Genomic DNA, 20,524 nt, shown 5'->3' with positions numbered 1-20,524 from the left:
AAAAGAGGCCACCTTTTGGTGGCCTCTGGCATTGCAGGTGTCGTCTTGCTTTCTTTTATTATGCGGTTTTGGTGCGGATCAGATAATCAAACGAGCTCAGCGACGCTTTCGCACCTTCGCCAGTGGCGATGATGATCTGTTTGTACGGCACGGTGGTGCAGTCGCCCGCCGCAAATACGCCCTTCACGCTGGTTTCGCATTTCGCATCAATGATGATCTCGCCCATGCGGTTGCGCTCAATCGCGCCTTCCAGCCAGGTGGTGTTTGGCAGCAGGCCAATCTGAACAAAGATCCCTGCCAGCGCCACGCTGTGGATATCGCCACTCACGCGGTCACGGTATTCCAGACCGGTCACTTTGCTGCCGTCGCCTTTCACTTCTGTCGTCTGGGCATTGAGCACAATATCGACGTTATTCAGGCTACGCACCTTATCCTGCAACACCTGGTCCGCTTTCATCTCCGGGGCGAACTCCAGCAGGGTAACGTGTTCAACAATTCCCGCCAGATCGATAGCCGCTTCCACGCCGGAGTTACCGCCGCCGATCACCGCTACGCGTTTACCTTTGAACAGCGGGCCGTCACAGTGCGGGCAATAGGTCACGCCTTTGGTGCGGTACTGATCTTCGCCCGGGACGTTCATGTTGCGCCATTTCGCGCCGGTGGCAATGATCACGCTGCGCGCCTTCAGCACCGCGCCGGACGCCGTTTCTATCTGGTGCAAACCACCCTCGACCGCAGCCGGAACCAGTTTGCTGGCGCTCTGGCTGTCAATGACATCCACGTCGTAGTCGCTGACGTGCGCTTTCAACGCCCCGGCCAGCTTCTGGCCTTCGGTTTTCGGCACGGAAATGTAGTTTTCAATGTCAACGGTATCCAGAACCTGACCACCGAAACGCTCGCCCATCAGACCGGTACGGATCCCTTTACGTGCGGAGTAGACCGCTGCCGCCGCGCCCGCCGGGCCGGAGCCAACAATCAGTACGTCGTACGCATCGCGTTGGTTCAACTCTTCTGCCGCACGTTTTTCTGCGCCGGTATCCACTTTGGCGACGATTTCGGTCAAGGTCATACGCCCCTGGCCGAACTCCTGACCATTCAGGTAAACCGCCGGAACGCCCATCACGTTGCGCTCGGTGATTTCGTTCTGGAACGTACCGCCGTCAATCGCCGTGTGCTTAATGCGTGGGTTGAGGACTGACATCAGGTTCAGCGCCTGCACCACGTCCGGACAGTTGTGGCAGGAGAGTGAGTAATAGGTTTCAAACTCAAAATCACCGTCGATATCGCGGATCTGCTCCAGCAGCGCCTGCGCTTCTTTTGACGGATGACCACCGGTCCACAGCAGCGCCAGCACCAGGGACGTAAATTCGTGCCCCAGCGGAGAGCCCGCGAAACGCGGCCCCTGGTCAGACCCTGGGTTGGCGATCAGGAAAGAAGGCTTACGGACTGCCAGCGTGTTGTCTTCTTTGAAGGTCACCTTCGGCGACAGCTCAGCAATCTCTGTCAGCAGCGCTTTGATTTCTGCCGATTTCGCGCTGTCGTCCAGCGTGGCAATCAGCTCAACAGGTTTGGTCAGTTTCTCAAGGTAGGCCTTGAGCTGGGTTTTCATGTTAGCGTCGAGCATTATTCTTCCCTCTCTTAAAACGTCATCATGCAAGCCGCCTTATACGGGCTGCCTGAATGCAACTTGCATCATGGTGCTGGAATGAAATGGGCGCGGGGAGCGCCCATTGATTGCCGGGTGGCACTTCGTTTACCCGGCCTACGATACTGTAGGCCTGTGCAAGCGTAGCGCCGCCAGGCTTTACAGACTTAGATCTTGCCGACCAGGTCCAGAGATGGAGCCAGCGTCGCTTCGCCTTCTTTCCATTTCGCCGGGCACACTTCGCCTGGGTGAGAAGCAACGTACTGAGCCGCTTTCACTTTGCGCAGCAGGTCAGATGCATCACGGCCGATACCTTCAGCGGTAACTTCGATAGCCTGGATAATGCCCTGCGGGTCAACAACGAAGGTCGCGCGGTCTGCCAGGCCTTCATCTTCACGCATGTTGTCGAAGTTACGGGTCAGGGCGCCAGTCGGGTCGCCGATCATCGCGTATTTGATTTTCGCGATAGTTTCAGAGCTGCTGTGCCACGCTTTGTGGGTGAAGTGGGTATCGGTAGAAACAGAGTAAACGTCTACGCCCAGCTTTTGCAGTTCTTCGTAGTGGTCTGCCACGTCGCCCAGTTCGGTCGGGCAAACGAAGGTGAAGTCAGCCGGATAGAAGAAGAACACGCTCCAGCGGCCTTCGGTATCTTTCTCAGTTACTTCGATGAACTCACCGTTTTTGAACGCCTGGTTTTTGAAAGGTTTAATTTTGGTGTTAATCAAGGACATCTGTACTTCCTCCGTGTTTTCGTTGAGATGTAAGGTAACCAACTTTGTTCATCGGGGCTAATGCGTATGCTTTATCAAATCAATCAGCCAAACCTTACAACAACAACAAGACAGCAAGGTGAACCTTTTACAGGAAAGCCTGAAAGTAAAAAGGCCGCCTCAACGGGCGGCCCTGATACCTGAATTCCCCGCAGGTACATTCAGTGCCAGCCGAAGCTGGCGTTGCGTTGCGCTCTACATACCTTGTATCAAGGCCGTAACAGCGGTTTGATTACAGCATCCGTGCGCGCATTGAGCAATGCATAAGAGGGATAGTCCTGCCTATGGTTGTGATAGGCAGAATCGAACAGGTCTCAGAAACGTTATAAATTTAATTTCATTATAAATTTCGCGCTATATATAAATGCCAGTTGTCATTCAAATAATTCAATCACACTTTAAAGATAAAATTACCTTAATAAATCTTGAAGTTGTGTTTCAATAATCCAAAGCCGTGATATATTAAGATCACTTAATTTTTAAATTAAGCGAGTTACCCCCACGGATTGTTAAAGGTAACTTCCCTCTGTCGTACTCCATGATGTGATAACGACAGCAAACACAGCACACTCAGGACGAAACATGGCCAACCTCTACGACCTAAAAAAATTCGATCTCAATCTGTTAGTCATCTTCGAATGCATTTACCAACATCTCAGTATCAGTAAGGCTGCCGAGACACTTTATATCACGCCATCCGCCGTGAGCCAGTCGCTGCAACGTCTGCGTGGCCAGCTCAATGACCCCCTGTTCATCCGCTCAGGTAAGGGAATTACGCCGACCACGGTGGGCACCAACCTGCATCATCATCTTGAACAGAATCTCAACCAAATTGAGCAGACGATCAACATGATGCATCACTCGGACATCAAGAAAAAGTTCGTTATCTATTGCTCTCAAATGATGTCGCCCGGCTATATGCTCGAACCAATGAAGCTGCTAATGTCAGAGGATAATTATGAGATAGAACAACGAGATATGCTTATCTCTCCGGAATCCGCAGAGGACCTGCTCGCCTACCGTAAAGCCGACCTGATCTTTACTATTGCCCCAATTAAGAATCGCTCTGTGGTGTGTTCTCACTTTGCCACGGTGCCAATAGCGTTAATCTGCCGAGAAAACCACCCAAGACTCGCCGATACGGTCAGTCTTGAAGCGTTATACCGGGAAAAATTCACCTTTTACCAGAGTGCGCACCCGGGCGTTAAAGAGTTCCAGAATCGCGCCAATGACCTTTTCCCGGAAAGAGATATTGCTTTTCGCACGGACTCCATCATTTCGCTTATCTCCATGGTCAGTTCATCTGATCTGTTAGGCTTTATACCCGTATCAATCTATGAAGCCTATAAAGAGACGTTAAAAATAAAACGGATCGCCGCCCCATTTGAATTGCCCGAAATACATGTCTATATGCTTTACAGCCGTTCATCGCTGAACAGCAGCGTTTTTTCAACGTTCATTGAGAAAATGCATAAACTCTGTCTTTCCGCTCCATCTGCGTAAAATCATTTATATGATGAATATAAAAATCGCAAACTGAAAAAATGATCCCGTGAAAATAATGAAAAATGATTTCATAATATCGTCTTAATTTTTTCCAGACATTTAATACGCAGGATGCGATTAACCATGTCGATCTATAAAATCCCTTTACAGGAAAATGTTTTAGACGCTTCAGCGGAACGCATAGACTGGACGCTAAACAATTTCTCCAGGGTATGCGTTTCCTTTTCCGGTGGAAAAGATTCTACCGTGATGCTGCATCTCGTTGCCCAGCAAGCACGGCAATTAAAGCGAAAAATAGATGTCATCTTTCTGGACTGGGAAGCGCAATTCTCCTCAACCATTCAGCATGTTGACACGATGAGAACGCTGTATCGGGATGTTATCCATCAGTTCTGGTGGGTAGCGCTTCCGCTCACGACCCAGAACGCCCTGTCACAGTTTCAACCTGAATGGCAGTGCTGGGAACCCGGGACAAACTGGGTTCGCCAGCCACCGGAAGATGCCATTACCGATTATCACTATTTCGATTTTTATCAGCAGGGAATGACGTTTGAAGTCTTCGTGCGAGAGTTTGCCGAATGGTATGCGCAAAAACGTCCTGCCGCCGTTATGGTGGGGATCCGCGCCGATGAATCCTACAACCGCTTTCTGGCTATCGCGTCGGCACGTAAGCAGCGCTTTTCTGACGATAAACCCTGGACGACCGTCGCACCGGGCGGGCACACCTGGTACATCTACCCTCTGTACGACTGGAAAACCGCCGACATCTGGACGTGGTTCGCGAAATCAAAATGTTGCTATAACCCGTTATACGACCTGATGTACAAGGCGGGGGTGCCGCCGCGTTATATGCGCATCTGCGAACCGTTTGGCCCGGAACAGCGTCAGGGCTTGTGGCTCTATCATGTCATTGAACCCGAACGCTGGGCGGCGATGTGTGAGCGTGCCTGCGGGGTGCGCAGCGGCGGTATTTATGCCGGGCACGATAACCATTTTTATGGCCACCGGAAGATCCTGAAACCAGACCATCTTGGCTGGCGCGAATACGCCATGCTGCTACTCGACAGCATGCCGCAAAATACGGCGGAGCATTACCGCAATAAAATTGCGGTTTATCTCCACTGGTATCAAAAGCGAGGCATGAACGATATTCCCGATACGCAGGAGGGCGACATTGGCGCCAAGGACATCCCCTCCTGGCGACGTATCTGTAAGGTTTTACTTAATAACGATTACTGGTGCAGGGCCCTGTCATTTAGCCCAAATAAGCCTAAACACTATCAGCGCTACAGCGACAGAGTGAAAGCAAAACGCAAGGAGTGGGGGATTTTATGCAACAACGAATAATCACCGAAATGGAAACGTACCTTCAGGCACTTTCTGAGGAAGAGCGAATAGCCGCTATTAATGCGTTTCGTCAGGCATTACATGAAATCAGCCCTTTTCGCGATCAGCCCGTCGATTGCGTATTGTGGATAAAAAAGACAAACATCAGCGCTAACGATTACAACCCAAATAACGTCGCGCCACCGGAAAAGCGGCTACTCAGCAAGTCACTGGAGCTGGATGGATTCACACAGCCTATCGTGGTGACGGAAAATGCGCCACAGCACTACGAAATTGTCGATGGTTTTCACCGCCATGATATCGGCAGTAATCGGGCGACCCTGAAGCGCCAGCTTAAGGGTTACCTTCCTGTCACCTGCCTGCGTAAAGCGCGGCAGGAAAAATTCGACCGCATGGCTGCGACCATTCGCCACAACCGCGCGCGCGGACGCCACCAGATCAACGCCATGTCAGAAATCGTGCGCGAGCTGGTGCTTATGGGCTGGAGTGAGCAGAAAATTGGCCAGGAGTTGGGTATGGACAGCGATGAGGTACTGCGTCTGAAGCAGATCAACGGTCTGCTCGAACTCTTCGCAGACCGTCGTTTTTCTGAAGCCTGGACGGTGAAATAGTCAGAGCGCGTTTAACCGCGCTGCCGCTGCCAGCAGCGTCGATTCCTGCTTCGCAAAGCAAAGTCGGATCAGCTTATGCGGGAAGGGATCGGCGCAGAACACCGACAGCGGAATGGCCGCCACGCCCACCTCTTTCGTCAGCCACTGGCAGAAACTCACGTCGTCCAGATCGGAAATCGCGCTGTAGTCGGCCAGCAGGAAATAGGTCCCTTCACAGGGTAAAATCTCCAGACGGCTTTTGCTCAACACAGCCACAAACCGATCCCGACGCGCACGGTAGAAATCCGGTAGCTCACGGTAGTGTCCGGGTTCGCTGCGCAGCATATCCGCCAGCGCCAGCTGAGCGGGTGTGTTCACCGCAAACGTCAGATACTGGTGCACTTTACGCAGCTCAGCGCTGATGGCGGCGGGCGCCACGCAGTACCCGACCTTCCAGCCGGTCATATGGTAGGTTTTGCCAAATGACGATACCGCGATTGCACGCTCACGAAGCTGCGGATGCGCCAGCACGCTGGCATGCCCCTCTTCGGCGAAGCAGATATGCTCATACACCTCGTCGCTCAGAACATAGATTTCACGTTCGGCGATGGCCTGCCACAGGGCGGCAAAATCGCTCTTCTGCCACACCGTCGCCGATGGGTTGTGCGGCGTATTCAGGATCACCAGCCGGGTTTTATCGCTCAGCAGCGCGGCAAACGCCTGCCAGTCCGGACGAAAATGCGGCGGCTGGAGCGCCACGCGTTTCACTACGCCGCCAGCCAGTTCAATCGCCGGGGCGTAGCTATCGTAGCTCGGGTCAAAACAAATCACCTCATCGCCCGTACGCACTAGGGCGGTTATCGCCGCATACAGCGCTTCGGTCGCCCCTGCGGTTACCGTGATATCGCTGTTCGCATCAGGTTTATAGCCATACAGCTCAGCCGTTTTATCCGCAATGGCTTCACGCAACGCCTGCACGCCGGTCATCGGCGCGTACTGGTTGGCTCCCTGCGCCACGTGGTACGCCAGACGCTCCTGCAAATAGCGCGGGCCGTCAAAATCCGGGAACCCCTGCGAGAGGTTAATGGCGTTATGCTGCTGCGCCAGGGCGCTCATCTGGGTAAAAATCGTCGTGCCGAGATTTGGAAGTTTACTCTGCGGGATCAACGGGTTATTGCTCATTGTAGTGTGCCTGCCTGTAATACTTATGTTGCTGACACTATAACACGATGTTAGTCTTTGGCAATCAAGACGCTTAGACGTCTAAACGATATAAATATTCCTGACCGAGAGGGTAAAAGGAAATGACAGACAACCTGCAACTCACACACCTGGTCGAGGCCTGCCGCTGGATTGGCGCTAAAGGCTGGGCGCCCGCTACCGGCGGCAATATGTCCGTGCGTCAGGATGAACACCTGTGCTGGCTGAGCGAATCCGGAAAAGACAAAGGCAGCCTGACCACCGCCGATTTTCTACAGGTTGAAATCGCCACCAACCGTGCGCCGTCTGGCCGTAAACCATCGGCAGAGACCGGGCTGCATACCCTCATCTATCGCCTGTTTCCCGAGGCTAACGCCGTCCTGCACGTTCACACCGTCAATGCCACGGTGCTGTCGCGTCTGGTCAACGAGGCCGAGCTGAAGATCACCGGTTTCGAGATGCAAAAATCCCTTACCGGGCAGACCACGCACCAGGATACGGTGGCCATCCCGGTGTTTGATAACGACCAGGACATCGACGCCCTCGCCTCGCGCATCGCCCATTACGCGCAGGAACGTCCGCTTAATTATGGTTTTCTTCTGCGCGGCCATGGCTTAACCTGCTGGGGACGCGACGTGGCCGAAGCCCGCCGTCATCTGGAAGGTTTAGAATTCTTATTTGAATGCGAAATGCGTTTACGACAATGGGAGAGAGTATGATTCGCGCGATTGTGACGGATATTGAAGGGACCACCAGCGATATCCGTTTTGTCCATGATGTTTTGTTCCCCTACGCGCGTGAGCGGCTGGCGGCCTTCGTGACCGCGCAGCAGTACGCCGAGCCGGTCAAATCGATTCTGGACAACCTGCGCGATGAAATCAGCGCTCCGCATGCCAGCGTCAGCGATCTCATCAACGTACTGTTTACCTTTATGGATGAAGACCGCAAATCGACGGCGCTCAAAGCCCTGCAAGGCATCATCTGGCAGGACGGTTACGTCAACGGTGACTTTACCGGACACCTCTATCCTGACGTACTGCCCGCGCTGGAAAAATGGAAGGCGCAAGGGATTGATCTCTATGTTTATTCCTCTGGCTCTGTCGCCGCGCAGAAACTGTTATTTGGCTACAGCGACGAAGGTGATATTACTCATCTGTTCAGCGGCTATTTTGATACCCACATTGGCGCCAAGCGCGAGGTGCAGTCTTATCAAAATATTGCGGCGCAAACGGGCATTGCCCCGTCGCAGATCCTGTTTCTGTCGGATATTCATCAGGAGCTGGACGCGGCTGAACAGGCGGGTTTTCGCACCCTGCAACTGATTCGCGGTGAAGATGACGGCGCAAGCCATCATCATCAGATCCACCAGTTTGACGAGATTAATCCGGAGCAGATCCCTTCATGAGCGCATTGACCATTTATTCCGATAAAGACGCCAGTCAGCACCAGTGGCACAGCACCGACGCCGCCGAGATTGCCCAACAGCTCAACGCCAAAGGCGTGCGGTTTGAACGCTGGGCTGCGGATCGCGATTTAGGGCACGATCCCGCGCCTGAAGCCGTGATCGCGGCCTATCAGCATGCGATCGACAAGCTGGTGGCAGAGAAAGGTTACCAGAGCTGGGACGTGATCAGCCTGCGCGCCGACAATCCGCAGAAAGAGGCGCTGCGCGCGAAGTTTCTGAACGAACACACTCACGGTGAAGACGAAGTGCGCTTTTTCGTGGAAGGGGCGGGATTGTTCTGCCTGCACATCGGCGATGAGGTGTACCAGGTGCTGTGCGAGAAAAACGACCTGATTTCAGTCCCTGCGGGCACGCCGCACTGGTTTGATATGGGCTCAGAGCCGAACTTTACGGCGATTCGTATTTTCGATAACCCGGAGGGTTGGGTCGCACAGTTTACCGGGGATGCGATTGCGGATGCGTATCCAAGGCTGGCATAGGTATTTACATTTCTAGTGCCATTAACGTTAATCAATGGCACTTTTAACGAATCAAAATGGAATATCATCTATAAAAGCTATTTTTTTATTCACTTTCATGTTAAAAACGTCTTCAATATAAATTCGAAGTTGCTCTTTTATTTTTTCGCTACCCTCCAACAGCTCGTTAAGCTGCGAACTCTTAGTAGTTATCTCAACTATTAGCGAATCATCAGAAGGCCAGATGTCATCTATGCTAAAACGATCATATACTTTAAAACCCCTCATTACTTCGAGCGATAACTTTGCCCCATACTTATGCCATAGCTCTTTTGTTAAAATCTTACGTTTATCAATATTAGAAAAAGCATCATTGTAAAAATTCGAAAAGCATTTATTGATATAAGTTACATAATATTCGTGAAGTTTTTGATAATAAATTTCATTAGTTAAAAAACCATTAAGTGTCATGAAATTTATTTTTGAAGCAGTCGATTCACCATTTATAATATAATTACTTATGATAGTATGCGATTCCGTTTCGCTTGGATGTATTTCATCTCCTTCACAATCCAGTAGTATCATCTCACTATCAATTAATGACATTAGATGGAAAAAATAAACACTACGTTCTTTTTTTCTTGATGATAAAGAGGTTAACTCATAAGACTGCGCTTTCATCAATGACGTTATCGAATTGAATATATTTTTATCATTATTTGATCTTCCACTTTTCTTACTCATTTCTTGAAAAGCAAAAACATTTTTTGTTACGTTGAAAATTTTTTCATAAACAATACCATCCGGCACGCCGATTTTCTCTTTGTTATTAAAATTCAATTCATAGTTTAGTACTGGGTGATTACTCCAGTTTTTCAATGGCTCATAATCAATATTAGGATCATTGGGCTTAATGTTTTTCACTAATAACGCCCAAACATTTTCTTCATTTTTCTTACAACTAATTATGAGAGTTGTATAAACTAATACATCTCTAACTTTTGTCGCTTTGTAAGCAATAATATCTATTTCTCGCGCAACACTTTGAACATCATCTATATAATATTTATTATTAATAACCCCCCAACCATGATTATTTAAAAAATCAGAAACTTTACTTTCTAAAATAAATCCAGTACTTTTAATATTATCAGCATAAATTTGTAATTTATCATTCATTTTAGCCCCTTGAGCACGATGTTTTATCATTTACCATATAATTAACTTTGCTATTTTCTTATCTATATTATTTCATTCAAAATTAACGATATATTCACATCAACCAACCTCGCCAGATGCACAAACTCCACCACATCTAACCTGCGCTCCCCGTTTTCAACTTTAGCAATAAACGACTGTGGTTTTCCCAGCGCTTCCGCAAGCTGCGCCTGAGTAATCCCCTTCTCTTTACGGGATTTCTTCAATGCATTGATAACACGTTGGTATTCATCCGAGTAAACTGAGGCCATTGTTCCGATTCCATACAAATATCCTGAAATCGAATATCCTCCCGTTGTGTTTTTATCCCAAAACAGGATAATTAAGCGCGTAACAAACATACGTAAGGAGGACACAATGCGTCATCAGAACTGGCATCCTGCCGATATCATCGCCGCACTAAAGAAACACGGAACAAGCCTGGCTGCGTTGTCCCGAAAGGCTGGATTATCTTCATCCACACTGGCAAATGCGCTTTCCCGACCATGGCCTAAAGGGGAACTGCTTATCGCTCAGGCTCTTAACCTTCCACCGGAGGTGATATGGCCGGAAAGATACTTTGATGAAAAGGGAGAGCCAGTATTTCGTCAGATGAGGAATACTAAAAAGAGAAACCTTTCTTCAACATGATCAACGCATTCTCCCCCTCACCCCATCCCTCTCCCTCAAGGGAGAGGGGGTTGAAGAGTCTTCACATACCCCACCAGCTGATCCAGCACAACACCCTACCCTTCATGGAAGCCCATCTGCTCATGCTGCTCGCGGATCTCCTTCGTCGGATGACGCGCAATCGCTGAGGTCGCGCGGTGCATCCACCACGCGCTCCAGTTTTAAGTCTGTGTCAGGATCGAGCGTCACGATGTTGTCCTCTCAGGGAACGCCCGTAAAGGATAGCCGGACTCAGGCAAATTTCCCTTTCGCTACCTCGTCCGGTGTGACCACGCCTGTATCCAGCACCCAGCCGCTAATCAGCGAGGCGGGGGTGACGTCAAACGCCGGGTTATAGACCTGCGCCTCTTGCGGCGCCCACTGCACCGCGCCAAAGCTCCCCGCCACGCCCGTCACTTCACTGGCCGCGCGCTGCTCAATCGGGATTGCGTCACCGTTCGGGCAGTCCGGGTCGAGGGTCGTTTGCGGGGCAGCGACGTAGAACGGAATGCCGTGAAACTTCGCCAGCACCGCCAGGGAATAGGTGCCGATTTTGTTCGCCACGTCGCCGTTGGCGGCAATGCGGTCTGCACCCACCCACACGGCGTCCACCTGCCCTTTTGCCATCAGGCTGGCGGCCATGGAGTCGGTAATCAGCTGATACGGTACGCCCAGCTCGCCGAGTTCCCACGCGGTCAGCCTGCCGCCCTGCAATAGCGGACGGGTTTCATCCACCCAGACGTTGCTTACCTTGCCTTCCTGATGCGCGCGGGCAATCACCCCCAGCGCGGTACCGACGCCCGCCGTCGCCAGCCCGCCGGTGTTGCAGTGGGTCAGCAGACGGCTGCCGCGCTTCACCAGCGCGCTGCCAGCACTGGCAATAGCGTCACAGAGCCGTTTGTCTTCGTCAATCAGCCGCAGCGCTTCAGCCACCAGCGCCGGAACATAATCTTCCTGCCACAGCGCATTCTTCATGCGATCGAGGTTATTCATCAGGTTCACCGCCGTCGGGCGGGAGGCGCGCAGGGTTTCCAGCGCCACCGCCAGCTCGTCGCGGCTTTTGCCGCTTTCCGCTAACAGCGCCAGCAACAGGCTTGCAGAGAGACCAATCAGCGGCGCGCCGCGCACCCGCAGGGCGTGGATGTGCCCGACCAGCGCCTCGACCGTCGAGGCATCCAGCCAGCGTTTCTCCTGTGGAAGCGCCTGCTGGTCGAGAATAAAGAGCTGATTATCCGCCACCCGCAGGCTGGTCGTCTGTAATGTCTGCATGTCGTTAATTCCCTGTTGCGTTGTTGTAGCACATTGTGTCAGGATGAAATCCAGATGTATAGACGTCTACATGTCTTAATTAGCAAAACTGAGGAGCAGGCCATGTCGCAATACCGTACCTTTACCGCTCAGGACGCCGTGGAGTATGCCAGGCAGTTTGGCGGACTTGACGATCCTTCATCGCTGGTAGAGGCGCAGGAAATCGGCGACGGCAACCTCAACCTGGTCTTTAAAATTTTCGACCGCGCGGGCGTGAGCCGCATCGTCGTTAAGCAGGCGCTGCCCTATGTACGCTGCGTCGGCGAATCCTGGCCGCTGACGCTGGATCGTGCCCGTCTTGAAGCGCAAACCCTGGTCGAGCATTACCAGCACAGCCCGCAGCACACGGTGAAAATCCACCACTTTGACCCGGAACTGGCGGTGATGGTGATGGAAGATCTCTCCAGCCATCGCATCTGGCGCGGCGAGCTGATTAACAACATTTACTACCCCCAGGCGGCGCGTCAGCTGGGGGAATATCTGGCTCACACCCTGTTCCACACCAGCGATTTTTATCTGCATCCGCACGATAAAAAAGCGCAGGTAGCGAAATTCATCAACCCGGAGATGTGCGAGATCACCGAAGATCTGTTCTTTAACGATCCGTACCAGATCCACGCGCGCAACAGCTACCCGGCCGAGCTGGAAAACGATGTTGCCGCCCTGCGCGACGACGCCCAGCTTAAAATCGCCGTGGCCTCCCTCAAGCACCGCTTTTTCTCGCACGCCGAAGCCCTGCTGCACGGAGACATTCACAGCGGTTCGATTTTTGTGGCCGACGGCAGCCTGAAGGCCATCGACGCTGAGTTCGGCTATTTTGGGCCGATTGGCTTTGACGTTGGCACCGCCATCGGCAACCTGCTGCTGAACTTCTGCGGCCTGCCTGGGCACCTCGGCATTCGCGATGCCGCCGCCGCGCGCGAGCAGCGCCTGAACGATATTCAGGAACTGTGGAACACCTTCGCGGAGCGCTTCCAGGCGCTGGCAAACGAGAAAGCCCGCGACGCCGCACTCAGCGCGCCGGGCTATGCCTCCGCGTTCCTGAAAAAGGTCTGGCATGACGCCATCGGGTTCTGCGGCACCGAGCTGATTCGCCGCAGCGTCGGGCTTTCACACGTGGCGGATATCGATACCATCCAGGATGAAGCCATGCGCCACGAATGCCTCCGCCATGCAATATCCCTCGGTAAAGCGCTGATTGTCATTGCCGACCGCATCGACAGCGCGGAAGAGCTGGTGGCGCGAGTGCGGCAGTACAGTTGAGAACGTTTGCCCGGTGGCACTGCGCTTACCGGGCCTACGGGTGCAAAATGTAGGCCGGGTAAGGCGAAGCTGCCACCCGGCAAAAACTCACCCCAAATACTCAATCACCGACATCCCGCCGTTATAGTCCGTGCTGTAAATAATCCCCTGCGCATCCACAAACACGTCGCACGACTGGATCACCTGCGGGCGGTTGGGCCGCGTATCCATCATCCTCTCCGGCGCCGCGGGCACCAGCGCTCCCGTTTCTACCGGGCGATACGGATTGGAAATGTCATACGCGCGCACGCCCGCGTTCTGGTACGTCGCGAAGATCAGCGTTGAGCTGACGAAGCTTCCCGGCCGGTTCTCGTGCAGGTTGTGCGGGCCGAAATGCGCCCCTTTCGCCACGTAGTCGGTTTCATCCGGCTGCGGGAAGGTCGAGATGCTGACCGGGTTCGACGGCTCGCGGATATCAAACAGCCAGATCAGCTTTTCGCCGTCTTCCTGATTGTCGAGCACCGCTTCGTCCAGCACCACCAGCAGGTCGCGGTCCGGCAGCGGCAGCGCGGTGTGCGTTCCGCCGCCAAACGGCGGGCTCCAGTTGCGATGGCTAATCAGCTTCGGCTGCGCGCGGTCCTTCACGTCCAGCAGCGTCAGGCCGCCGTCGCGCCAGCTGCCGTAGGCGGTGTCGCCGGCAATAATCGCATGGTGCAGGGCGTAACGTTTTCCTTCCGGCCAGTCCGGCTTCTCACCTTCGGCCTGGTTCATCCCGGGCAGCCACCAGCGCCCCGCGACTTCAGGCTTACGCGGGTCCGCTAGATCGATAGTCAGGAAAATGTAATCGGTAAAGCCGTCGATCAGCGCTGAAACGTAGGCCCAGCGGCCGCCGACGTACCAGATGCGGTGAATGCCGATGCCACTCAGCGACAGAAAGCCGATTTCGCGTGGCCTGTCCGGCGTGGAGATATCAAAGACGCGAAGCCCGGCGCTCCAGCCTTTATCCTGCACGTCGCTGACGGTCTCCCCCACCTGGCGGGTGTAGTAGACCTTCTCATCGGCAAAACGCGCATCGGCAAACAGATCCCGGGCGTTAATCACCAGCAGCAAATCATCGTGCGCCTGGAGGTGTACGTTCCAGGTACCCGGCGGCGCGGGCACGTAACCTGCGGCTTTTGGTTTTTTCGGATCGCGCACGTCGACAATGGAAAAGCCCTGCGACACCATATGACCGATATAGGCGAAACCACGGTGCACCATCAGCTGTACACCGTCCGGACGACCGCCCTGGTCGCTATGGCCAATCAGCCGCATATTGCGGCTGTATTCGGGAGGGGGTAATTGAGACACCTTATGCTCCTTACGCCCGGTGGCGCTACGCTTACCGGGCCTACGGGTGCGAAATGTAGGCCGGGTAAGGCGCAGCCGCCACCCGGCTTGGTTTACTTGTTTTTAGCGGCAAGCGTCGCAAACCACGGCGCGATAAAATCTTCCGTCTGGCCCCAGCCCGGAATGATTTTCCCCAGAGAAGCCACGTTCACCGCGCCCGGCTGGGCGGTCAGCAGCGCCTGCGGAATAGCCGCCGCCTTGAAATCGTAGGTGGCAGGCGTCGCTTCTCCGGCAATCTTATTGGCGATCAGGCGTACGTTGGTCGCGCCAATCAGCTTCGGATCTACCGCCACGCTCACCTTCCACGGGCTACCCGGCTCGCGCATCAGCTGGAGATCCTGGTTGGAGATGTCGATGCTGTAGAGCTTGATCTCGGTGCGGCCGTTCTCTTTCAGCGCCTTATACGCGCCCTGGCTGAAGGCATCCCAGGTCCCCCAGATGGCGTCGATTTTACCTTTCGGGTATTTCGCGAGGATCGCCCCCACCTTGTTGGCGGTGTCGCCCTGCACGTCAGAGGAGACCGCGCCGATGGACTCCAGCTCTTTAATCTCCGGATACTGCTTTTGCAGTTCTTTATACGCCGCCTGACGGCGCTCCATCGGCGGGAAGCCCGCGACCCACAGCTTGACGATATTGGCCTTGCCGTTGAAATCTTTCGCCAGTTGACCAAAAGAGAGGCTGGTCAGGGAGGCATCGTCCTGCTGGGTAACGGTTACGCCCGGGATCTCGCCGTTCACGGCGGTATCAAACACCGAAACTTTAATCCCGGCATCCACCGCCTTCTTTACCAGCGCGGTGGAGTACGGATCGCGCCCCTGAGAGAGAATAATCCCGTCGTATTTCTGGCTGATGGCCTGGTTCACGAAATCCTGGAATCTGGCGTCGTCCCCGTTACTTAAAAACGTGCTGACCTTAAAGCCGAGCTTTTTCCCTTCCTGAATCGCCCCGGCAACAAACTGCGTGGTATTGTCGTCCGAGCCCAGGTTGCGGATCACCGCAATGCGAATGGGGCCGTCATGGCTGGCAATGGCGGCCGGAACCGGCGCGGGGGTAGCCGCCAGGCCCGGCAAAGAAGTGAGTAATCCAAGAGCTACCAAAGAGAGCGCAATCTTTTTCATTTATTATCCCGTTGTGTTGTCAGCGTTTTTGTATGTAAGTAATCGCCAGTGCCATCGCGAGCACCAGCCCTTTTATAATGTCCATGGCATAATACGGCACGGAGAGCATCACCAGCCCGTTCGACAGCACGCCGAGGATCACCGCCCCCACCAGCGTGCCCAGCGCGTTCGGCTTGCCGGACCCGGCCAGCGAGAACCCGATCCACGCCGCCGCCACCGCATCCATCAGGTAGCCGCCACCCGCATTCACCTGCGATGAACCGATACGCGAAGCCAGCAAAATTCCGCCCAGTCCCGCCAGCAGCGAGGCGATCATGTAGGCCGCCACCTTGTAGCGCGTGGTGCGAATACCGGAGAGACGCGCGGCTTCCGGGTTGCCGCCAATGGCGTACATCCGGCGTCCGTGGGTGGTCAGCGACAGGCCAAGCTGCGCCAGAATCGTCACCACCAGCATGACGATCACAATGGTCGGCACCTGCCCCAGCAGGCTGAACGCCGCCGGAATGGTCCCTTCCGCCATGTCGCCGCTCGGCAGCACCATGTTCTCGGTAATCGACCCGCCGTAGCTGTAGGTCATCGCCACGCCCTGGATGACAAACAGGCTGGCAAGGGTCGCGAGCATGTCCGGAATGCGCAGGATGACGATCAGAAAGGCGTTAAACAGGCCGACCAGCGTGCAGAGCGCAAGGGTAAGCAGAATCGACTCGGTGGTGCCGAAGCCGTGCCAGACGAAAAGCGAAATCACCAGCGCGTTCGCCAGCGACGCGGTTGACCCCACCGAGAGATCGAACCCGCCGACGGTCAGCGAAATCGAGACGCCGATGGCAATCACCGTCACGATGGCAATCGAGCGCAGAATGTTGATGATGTTGTTCGGATCGAGGAAGCTGTCCGACGCCAGGCCAAACACCGCCACCAGCGCGACGACGGTCAACAGCATGCCCCACCTGTAGAGAAAATCGAAAATCTGCTGACGGCCAGACGCCGCCGCGTTCACTGAAAGGGCCTTGCTCACGACGCCGTTCCTCCGGTTGAATAATAAAGTAGTGTCTCTTCCCGGGCCTCGGCTCCGGCGATTTCCGCCACGATGCGTCCGTCCCACAGCACGCAGATGCGGTCGCACAGCCCGACCAGCTCGGCGAACTCGCCCGAGGCGTAAATGACACCTTTGCCCTCGCGCGCCAGGCCGTCGATCAGCTGAAACAGATCGGTTTTGGCCTTCACGTCCACGCCTTTGGTCGGCTCGTCGAATATCAGCACGCTGGCGTCATTGCGCAGCCATTTGCCGATGGCGACCTTCTGCTGGTTACCGCCGGAAAGCCGACGCAGCACCTGCCCCGGCCCGCGCGTGCGCACACCGACGCGGGCGATCACCTCTTCTGCCCAGCGCCACGCCTGACGATGACCAAACAGGCTCCAGCGCGAGAAGCTGTTATCGGCACACACGGCAAGGTTCATGCTCACCGGCTCGTCGATAAAAATGCCCTCTTTGCGCCGCTCCTCCGGCACCAGCGCCAGACCGCGCAGTACCGAGTCTGCCGGATCGCGCGGTTTCCAGGCCTGATGGTTCAGCTCGCCGCGCGCGACGCGGCTTTTGCTGGCGCCAAACAGCGCCTTGCAGAGTTCCGTTTTCCCCGCCCCCGCCAGCCCGGCAATGCCGAGGATTTCACCTTTGCGCAGGTGCAGGGAGATATCTTTCAGCAGCGCATCGTCGTGCAGCCCTTCCACCCGCAGCAGCGTCTCCTCACCGTGCGGCGGGCGCGGGGGCGGATAGATATCGCTCAGCTCGTGGCCGAGCATCTTCTCAACAATCGCTTCGCCGCTCAGATCCGCCATCGGGCCGGACTCAATCAGCCTGCCGTCGCGCAGCACCGTCAGGGTGTCGCAGATGGCCTTCAGCTCGTGAATGCGGTGAGAGATAAACACTACGCCGATACCCTGCTGTTGCAGACGTCTTACTACCGCAAACAGACGCTCACTCTCGTGCGCGTCCAGCGGCGCGGTGGGCTCATCAAGGATGAGAAAACGGCAGTGGTGCGACAGCGCCCGCGCCAGCAAAATCTGCTGTTTTTCAGCCAGCGTGCAACTGTCGATGGAGCGGCGTACGTCGAGCGAAACATCCAGCTGCGCCAGCGCCTGCCGCGCCTGCTGGCGGATGTCGCGCCAGCTGTAGCGATGCCCCGGATGCGCCAGCTGGTCGAGCATGATGTTTTCGGCAATGCTTAACCCGGGAATGAGCGCCACATCCACCTCCTGCTGCACAAGGTGGATACCCAGCCGTTTGGCGTCCAGCGGCTCGCGGATACTTACCGGCTGGTTGTTAATGCAGATTTCGCCTTCATAACGATCGTGCGTCCCGCACAGCACCGCCATCAGCGTCGATTTCCCCGCGCCGTTGGCGCCGGTCAGCGCATGCACCGACCCGCCGTTCAGGGTGAAATCCACGCGCGACAGGGCCTGAAAGCCGGAAAAGGCCAGGCTGATACCGCGCATCTCAAGGCGACTGGAAACCATCCGCGTAAATCCTTCATTACTCTTCTGATTTAGCGAATTTTTCACAGCTCTTGTTGACTGACAACGACGTAAAAGGCATAAGTTAAAGCAAAATATTATTAGCCATCCGGATGTCCAGACATAACATCGGGTTAGCGCTTGCTAAAAAAGGACAACTTCATGAGCAACACCGATATCCGCGTCGTGCCCGGCCCGGCGAACTACTTCTCTCATCCGGGAAGCCTTGCCCACCTGGATGATTTCTTTACTCCGGAACAGCTTTCCCGCGCGGTGTGGATCTACGGCGAGCGGGCAATCGAGGGCGCACGCCCTTATCTGCCGCAGAGTTTTAACGCGACGGGGGCAAAACATCTGCTGTTTAAGGGCCATTGCAGCGAGCGTGACGTCACCCATCTGGTGAACGAGTCGGGTAGTGAAACCAGCGTGGTGATTGGCGTGGGCGGCGGTGCGGTAATGGATACCGTCAAGGCCGTGGCGCGTCGTCTGGGCGTGCCGTTCGTAGGCATTCCCACTATCGCCGCCACCTGCGCGGCGTGGACCCCGCTCTCCGTCTGGTACAACGATGCCGGTCAGGCGCTACAGTTTGAGATTTTTGACGACGCCAACTTTCTGGTGCTGGTGGAGCCGCAGATCATCCTTAACGCCCCGGCGGAATATCTGCTGGCGGGCATCGGCGATACGCTGGCGAAGTGGTACGAAGCGGCGGTGCTCGCCCCTCAACCTGAGAGTCTGCCGCTGACCGTGCGTCTTGGCCTGAACGGTGCGCTGGCGATCCGTGACGTGCTGCTGGCACGCAGCGAAGAAGCGCTTGCGGATCAGCAGCGCGGCGAACAGACGCAGGCGTTCCGGGACGTGGTGGATGCGATTATTGCCGGAGGCGGAATGGTCGGCGGTCTGGGTGAGCGCTATACCCGCGTGGCGGCGGCGCACGCGGTGCACAACGGCTTAACCGTGCTGCCACAGACGGAAAAATACCTGCACGGCACCAAGGTGGCCTACGGCATTCTGGTGCAGAGCGCCCTGCTCGGTCAGGACGACGTGCTGGCGCAGCTGGTGGCGGCGTACCAGCGCTTCAATCTGCCGACCACGCTTCGCGAGCTGGACGTCGATATTCACAACCGCGACGAGCTGGATAAGGTCATTGCCCACACCCTGCGCCCGGTGGAGTCGATTCACTATCTGCCGGTGACGTTAACGCCTGAGGTTCTGCGCGCCGCGTTTGCGAAGGTGGAATCCTTCAGCCGTTAATCGCGCCGACGGGCTATACCTAATGATGATTCTCTCCACTCTTGCAACGAGGTCATCATGCAGATCGATTTAACAGGTAAAAAGGCGCTGGTTACCGGCGCCAGTCGTGGGCTGGGTCGGGCGATTGCGCTGTCGCTGGCACGCGCCGGTGCCGATGTGGTTATCACCTACGAAAAATCCGTCGATAAAGCCCAGCAGGTTGTCGATGAGATCAACGCGCTGGGGCGACACGGCGAGGCGATTCAGGCCGACAGCGCCAGCGCGCAGGCGATTCAGGATGCGGTCACGCAGGCGGCGCGCTCCCTCGGCGGGCTGGATATTCTGGTCAATAACGCCGGGATTGCGCGCGGCGGCCCGCTGGAGTCCATGACCCTGGCGGACATCGACGCTCTGATCAACGTCAACATCCGCGGCGTGGTGATCGCCATTCAGGAAGCGCTGGTGCACATGTCTGACGGCGGTCGCATCATCAACATCGGTAGCTGTCTGGCGAACCGCGTGGCACAGCCGGGGATCGCCGTCTACTCGATGACCAAGTCTGCCCTTAACTCCCTCACCCGAGGTCTGGCCCGCGATTTAGGCCCGCGCGGCATTACCGTCAACCTGGTCCACCCCGGCCCGACCAACAGCGATATGAACCCGGAAGACGGCGAACAGGCTGACTCTCAGCGTCAGCTTATTGCCCTGGGCCATTACGGCCAGCCGGAGGATATCGCAGCGGCGGTCACCTTCCTCGCCAGCCCGGCTGCGGGGCAAATTTCCGGCACCGGTCTGGATGTCGACGGCGGTCTGAACGCCTGATCGCAAATTTACTGTATGCCTCTGTCGCCCGGCAGAGGCCTGTTCGAGCCGCCTCGA

20 protein-coding genes and 1 pseudogene are annotated in these 20,524 nt (G+C 55.3%); 10 read left to right on the top strand and 11 right to left on the bottom strand.

Annotated features, from left to right (window positions below; genetic code table 11):
- Positions 1 to 58 precede the first annotated feature (58 nt).
- Complete coding sequence (gene ahpF / locus LOC22_RS16675) at positions 59 to 1,624, bottom strand: alkyl hydroperoxide reductase subunit F (protein ID WP_017382489.1); 1,566 nt, start codon at positions 1,622 to 1,624, stop codon at positions 59 to 61.
- A 188-nt stretch (positions 1,625 to 1,812) separates the two neighbouring features.
- Positions 1,813 to 2,376, bottom strand: coding sequence for an alkyl hydroperoxide reductase subunit C (ahpC, locus tag LOC22_RS16670; RefSeq protein ID WP_014882974.1), 564 nt, complete (start codon positions 2,374 to 2,376; stop codon positions 1,813 to 1,815).
- 621 nt (positions 2,377 to 2,997) lie between these two features.
- Here ahpC and citR point away from each other — a divergent pair.
- The 3 genes from citR to LOC22_RS16655 all read left to right on the top strand — a co-directional run bounded on the left by citR (position 2,998) and on the right by LOC22_RS16655 (position 5,879).
- Positions 2,998 to 3,918, top strand: coding sequence for a DNA-binding transcriptional repressor CitR (gene citR / locus LOC22_RS16665; protein WP_230239065.1), 921 nt, complete (start codon positions 2,998 to 3,000; stop codon positions 3,916 to 3,918).
- A gap of 126 nt (positions 3,919 to 4,044) precedes the next feature.
- Positions 4,045 to 5,268 (top strand): phosphoadenosine phosphosulfate reductase, encoded by a 1,224-nt coding sequence (locus LOC22_RS16660; protein WP_017382491.1) that lies wholly within the window; start codon positions 4,045 to 4,047, stop codon positions 5,266 to 5,268.
- Complete coding sequence (locus tag LOC22_RS16655) at positions 5,253 to 5,879, top strand: IbrB-like domain-containing protein (protein ID WP_023303279.1); 627 nt, start codon at positions 5,253 to 5,255, stop codon at positions 5,877 to 5,879. The genes LOC22_RS16660 and LOC22_RS16655 overlap by 16 nt, the downstream gene beginning before the upstream one ends.
- Here the strand turns inward: LOC22_RS16655 and LOC22_RS16650 are convergent, their stop codons facing one another.
- Entirely contained in the window at positions 5,880 to 7,040 is a 1,161-nt protein-coding gene (locus LOC22_RS16650; protein WP_230239064.1) for a pyridoxal phosphate-dependent aminotransferase, read from the bottom strand.
- Positions 7,041 to 7,162: 122 nt separating this feature from the next.
- Between LOC22_RS16650 and LOC22_RS16645 the strand changes: the two genes are divergently transcribed.
- Genes LOC22_RS16645 through LOC22_RS16635 form a run of 3 tightly spaced genes read left to right on the top strand, consistent with a single transcriptional unit; the run spans position 7,163 to position 9,002 of the window.
- Positions 7,163 to 7,777 carry a methylthioribulose 1-phosphate dehydratase gene (locus tag LOC22_RS16645; RefSeq protein WP_017382494.1) on the top strand — a complete coding sequence of 205 codons (615 nt, stop codon included), beginning with the start codon at positions 7,163 to 7,165 and terminating at the stop codon, positions 7,775 to 7,777.
- Positions 7,774 to 8,463, top strand: a complete 690-nt coding sequence (gene mtnC / locus LOC22_RS16640; protein WP_006809660.1) for an acireductone synthase — start codon at positions 7,774 to 7,776, stop codon at positions 8,461 to 8,463. Before LOC22_RS16645 ends, mtnC begins: the two co-directional genes overlap by 4 nt.
- Positions 8,460 to 9,002: a 1,2-dihydroxy-3-keto-5-methylthiopentene dioxygenase gene (locus LOC22_RS16635; RefSeq protein WP_023315605.1), complete on the top strand. Its 543-nt coding sequence runs from the start codon at positions 8,460 to 8,462 to the stop codon at positions 9,000 to 9,002. The genes mtnC and LOC22_RS16635 overlap by 4 nt, the downstream gene beginning before the upstream one ends.
- 51 nt (positions 9,003 to 9,053) lie before the next feature.
- Here LOC22_RS16635 and LOC22_RS16630 read toward each other — a convergent pair whose 3' ends face one another.
- Together LOC22_RS16630 and LOC22_RS16625 are read right to left on the bottom strand one after the other, a co-directional pair.
- Positions 9,054 to 10,160 (bottom strand): hypothetical protein, encoded by a 1,107-nt coding sequence (locus tag LOC22_RS16630; RefSeq protein ID WP_045334383.1) that lies wholly within the window; start codon positions 10,158 to 10,160, stop codon positions 9,054 to 9,056.
- A 62-nt stretch (positions 10,161 to 10,222) separates the two neighbouring features.
- Positions 10,223 to 10,450, bottom strand: a complete 228-nt coding sequence (locus LOC22_RS16625) for a helix-turn-helix domain-containing protein (RefSeq protein WP_230239557.1) — start codon at positions 10,448 to 10,450, stop codon at positions 10,223 to 10,225.
- 106 nt (positions 10,451 to 10,556) lie between these two features.
- On the opposite strand from LOC22_RS16625, the gene LOC22_RS16620 reads away from it, so the two are divergent.
- Positions 10,557 to 10,829, top strand: a complete 273-nt coding sequence (locus tag LOC22_RS16620; RefSeq protein ID WP_045339325.1) for a helix-turn-helix domain-containing protein — start codon at positions 10,557 to 10,559, stop codon at positions 10,827 to 10,829.
- A gap of 95 nt (positions 10,830 to 10,924) precedes the next feature.
- Here LOC22_RS16620 and LOC22_RS22325 read toward each other — a convergent pair.
- Positions 10,925 to 10,996, bottom strand: a pseudogene (locus LOC22_RS22325) (polyketide cyclase); the annotation flags it as partial.
- Positions 10,997 to 11,099: 103 nt separating this feature from the next.
- Positions 11,100 to 12,116 carry an S-methyl-5-thioribose-1-phosphate isomerase gene (gene mtnA, locus LOC22_RS16615; protein WP_040117363.1) on the bottom strand — a complete coding sequence of 339 codons (1,017 nt, stop codon included), beginning with the start codon at positions 12,114 to 12,116 and terminating at the stop codon, positions 11,100 to 11,102.
- Positions 12,117 to 12,218: 102 nt separating this feature from the next.
- On the opposite strand from mtnA, the gene mtnK reads away from it, so the two are divergent.
- Complete coding sequence (gene mtnK / locus LOC22_RS16610) at positions 12,219 to 13,418, top strand: S-methyl-5-thioribose kinase (protein WP_032103099.1); 1,200 nt, start codon at positions 12,219 to 12,221, stop codon at positions 13,416 to 13,418.
- Between the two features lie 87 nt (positions 13,419 to 13,505).
- On the opposite strand, the gene LOC22_RS16605 is transcribed toward mtnK, so the two are convergent.
- From LOC22_RS16605 to LOC22_RS16590, 4 genes are all read right to left on the bottom strand, one after another.
- Positions 13,506 to 14,747 (bottom strand): LVIVD repeat-containing protein, encoded by a 1,242-nt coding sequence (locus tag LOC22_RS16605; RefSeq protein WP_185829073.1) that lies wholly within the window; start codon positions 14,745 to 14,747, stop codon positions 13,506 to 13,508.
- A gap of 92 nt (positions 14,748 to 14,839) precedes the next feature.
- Complete coding sequence (locus LOC22_RS16600; protein WP_047063329.1) at positions 14,840 to 15,904, bottom strand: sugar ABC transporter substrate-binding protein; 1,065 nt, start codon at positions 15,902 to 15,904, stop codon at positions 14,840 to 14,842.
- A gap of 19 nt (positions 15,905 to 15,923) precedes the next feature.
- Positions 15,924 to 16,919: an ABC transporter permease gene (locus tag LOC22_RS16595; RefSeq protein ID WP_047063327.1), complete on the bottom strand. Its 996-nt coding sequence runs from the start codon at positions 16,917 to 16,919 to the stop codon at positions 15,924 to 15,926.
- Complete coding sequence (locus tag LOC22_RS16590) at positions 16,916 to 18,418, bottom strand: sugar ABC transporter ATP-binding protein (protein WP_015571168.1); 1,503 nt, start codon at positions 18,416 to 18,418, stop codon at positions 16,916 to 16,918. Before LOC22_RS16590 ends, LOC22_RS16595 begins: the two co-directional genes overlap by 4 nt.
- A 159-nt stretch (positions 18,419 to 18,577) precedes the next feature.
- Between LOC22_RS16590 and LOC22_RS16585 the strand changes: the two genes are divergently transcribed.
- Positions 18,578 to 19,666 (top strand): oxidoreductase, encoded by a 1,089-nt coding sequence (locus tag LOC22_RS16585; RefSeq protein WP_045334387.1) that lies wholly within the window; start codon positions 18,578 to 18,580, stop codon positions 19,664 to 19,666.
- Between the two features lie 57 nt (positions 19,667 to 19,723).
- Positions 19,724 to 20,467 (top strand): SDR family NAD(P)-dependent oxidoreductase, encoded by a 744-nt coding sequence (locus tag LOC22_RS16580; protein ID WP_017382507.1) that lies wholly within the window; start codon positions 19,724 to 19,726, stop codon positions 20,465 to 20,467.
- Positions 20,468 to 20,524 lie beyond the last annotated feature (57 nt).

It is taken from the genome of Enterobacter sp. AN-K1 (genome assembly GCF_020971765.1).
In the GTDB taxonomy this organism is placed as follows: Bacteria; Pseudomonadota; Gammaproteobacteria; order Enterobacterales; family Enterobacteriaceae; genus Enterobacter; species Enterobacter hormaechei_C.
Note: the sequence above shows the minus strand (reverse complement) of the source record. Positions and strands in the feature narration are given on the sequence as shown.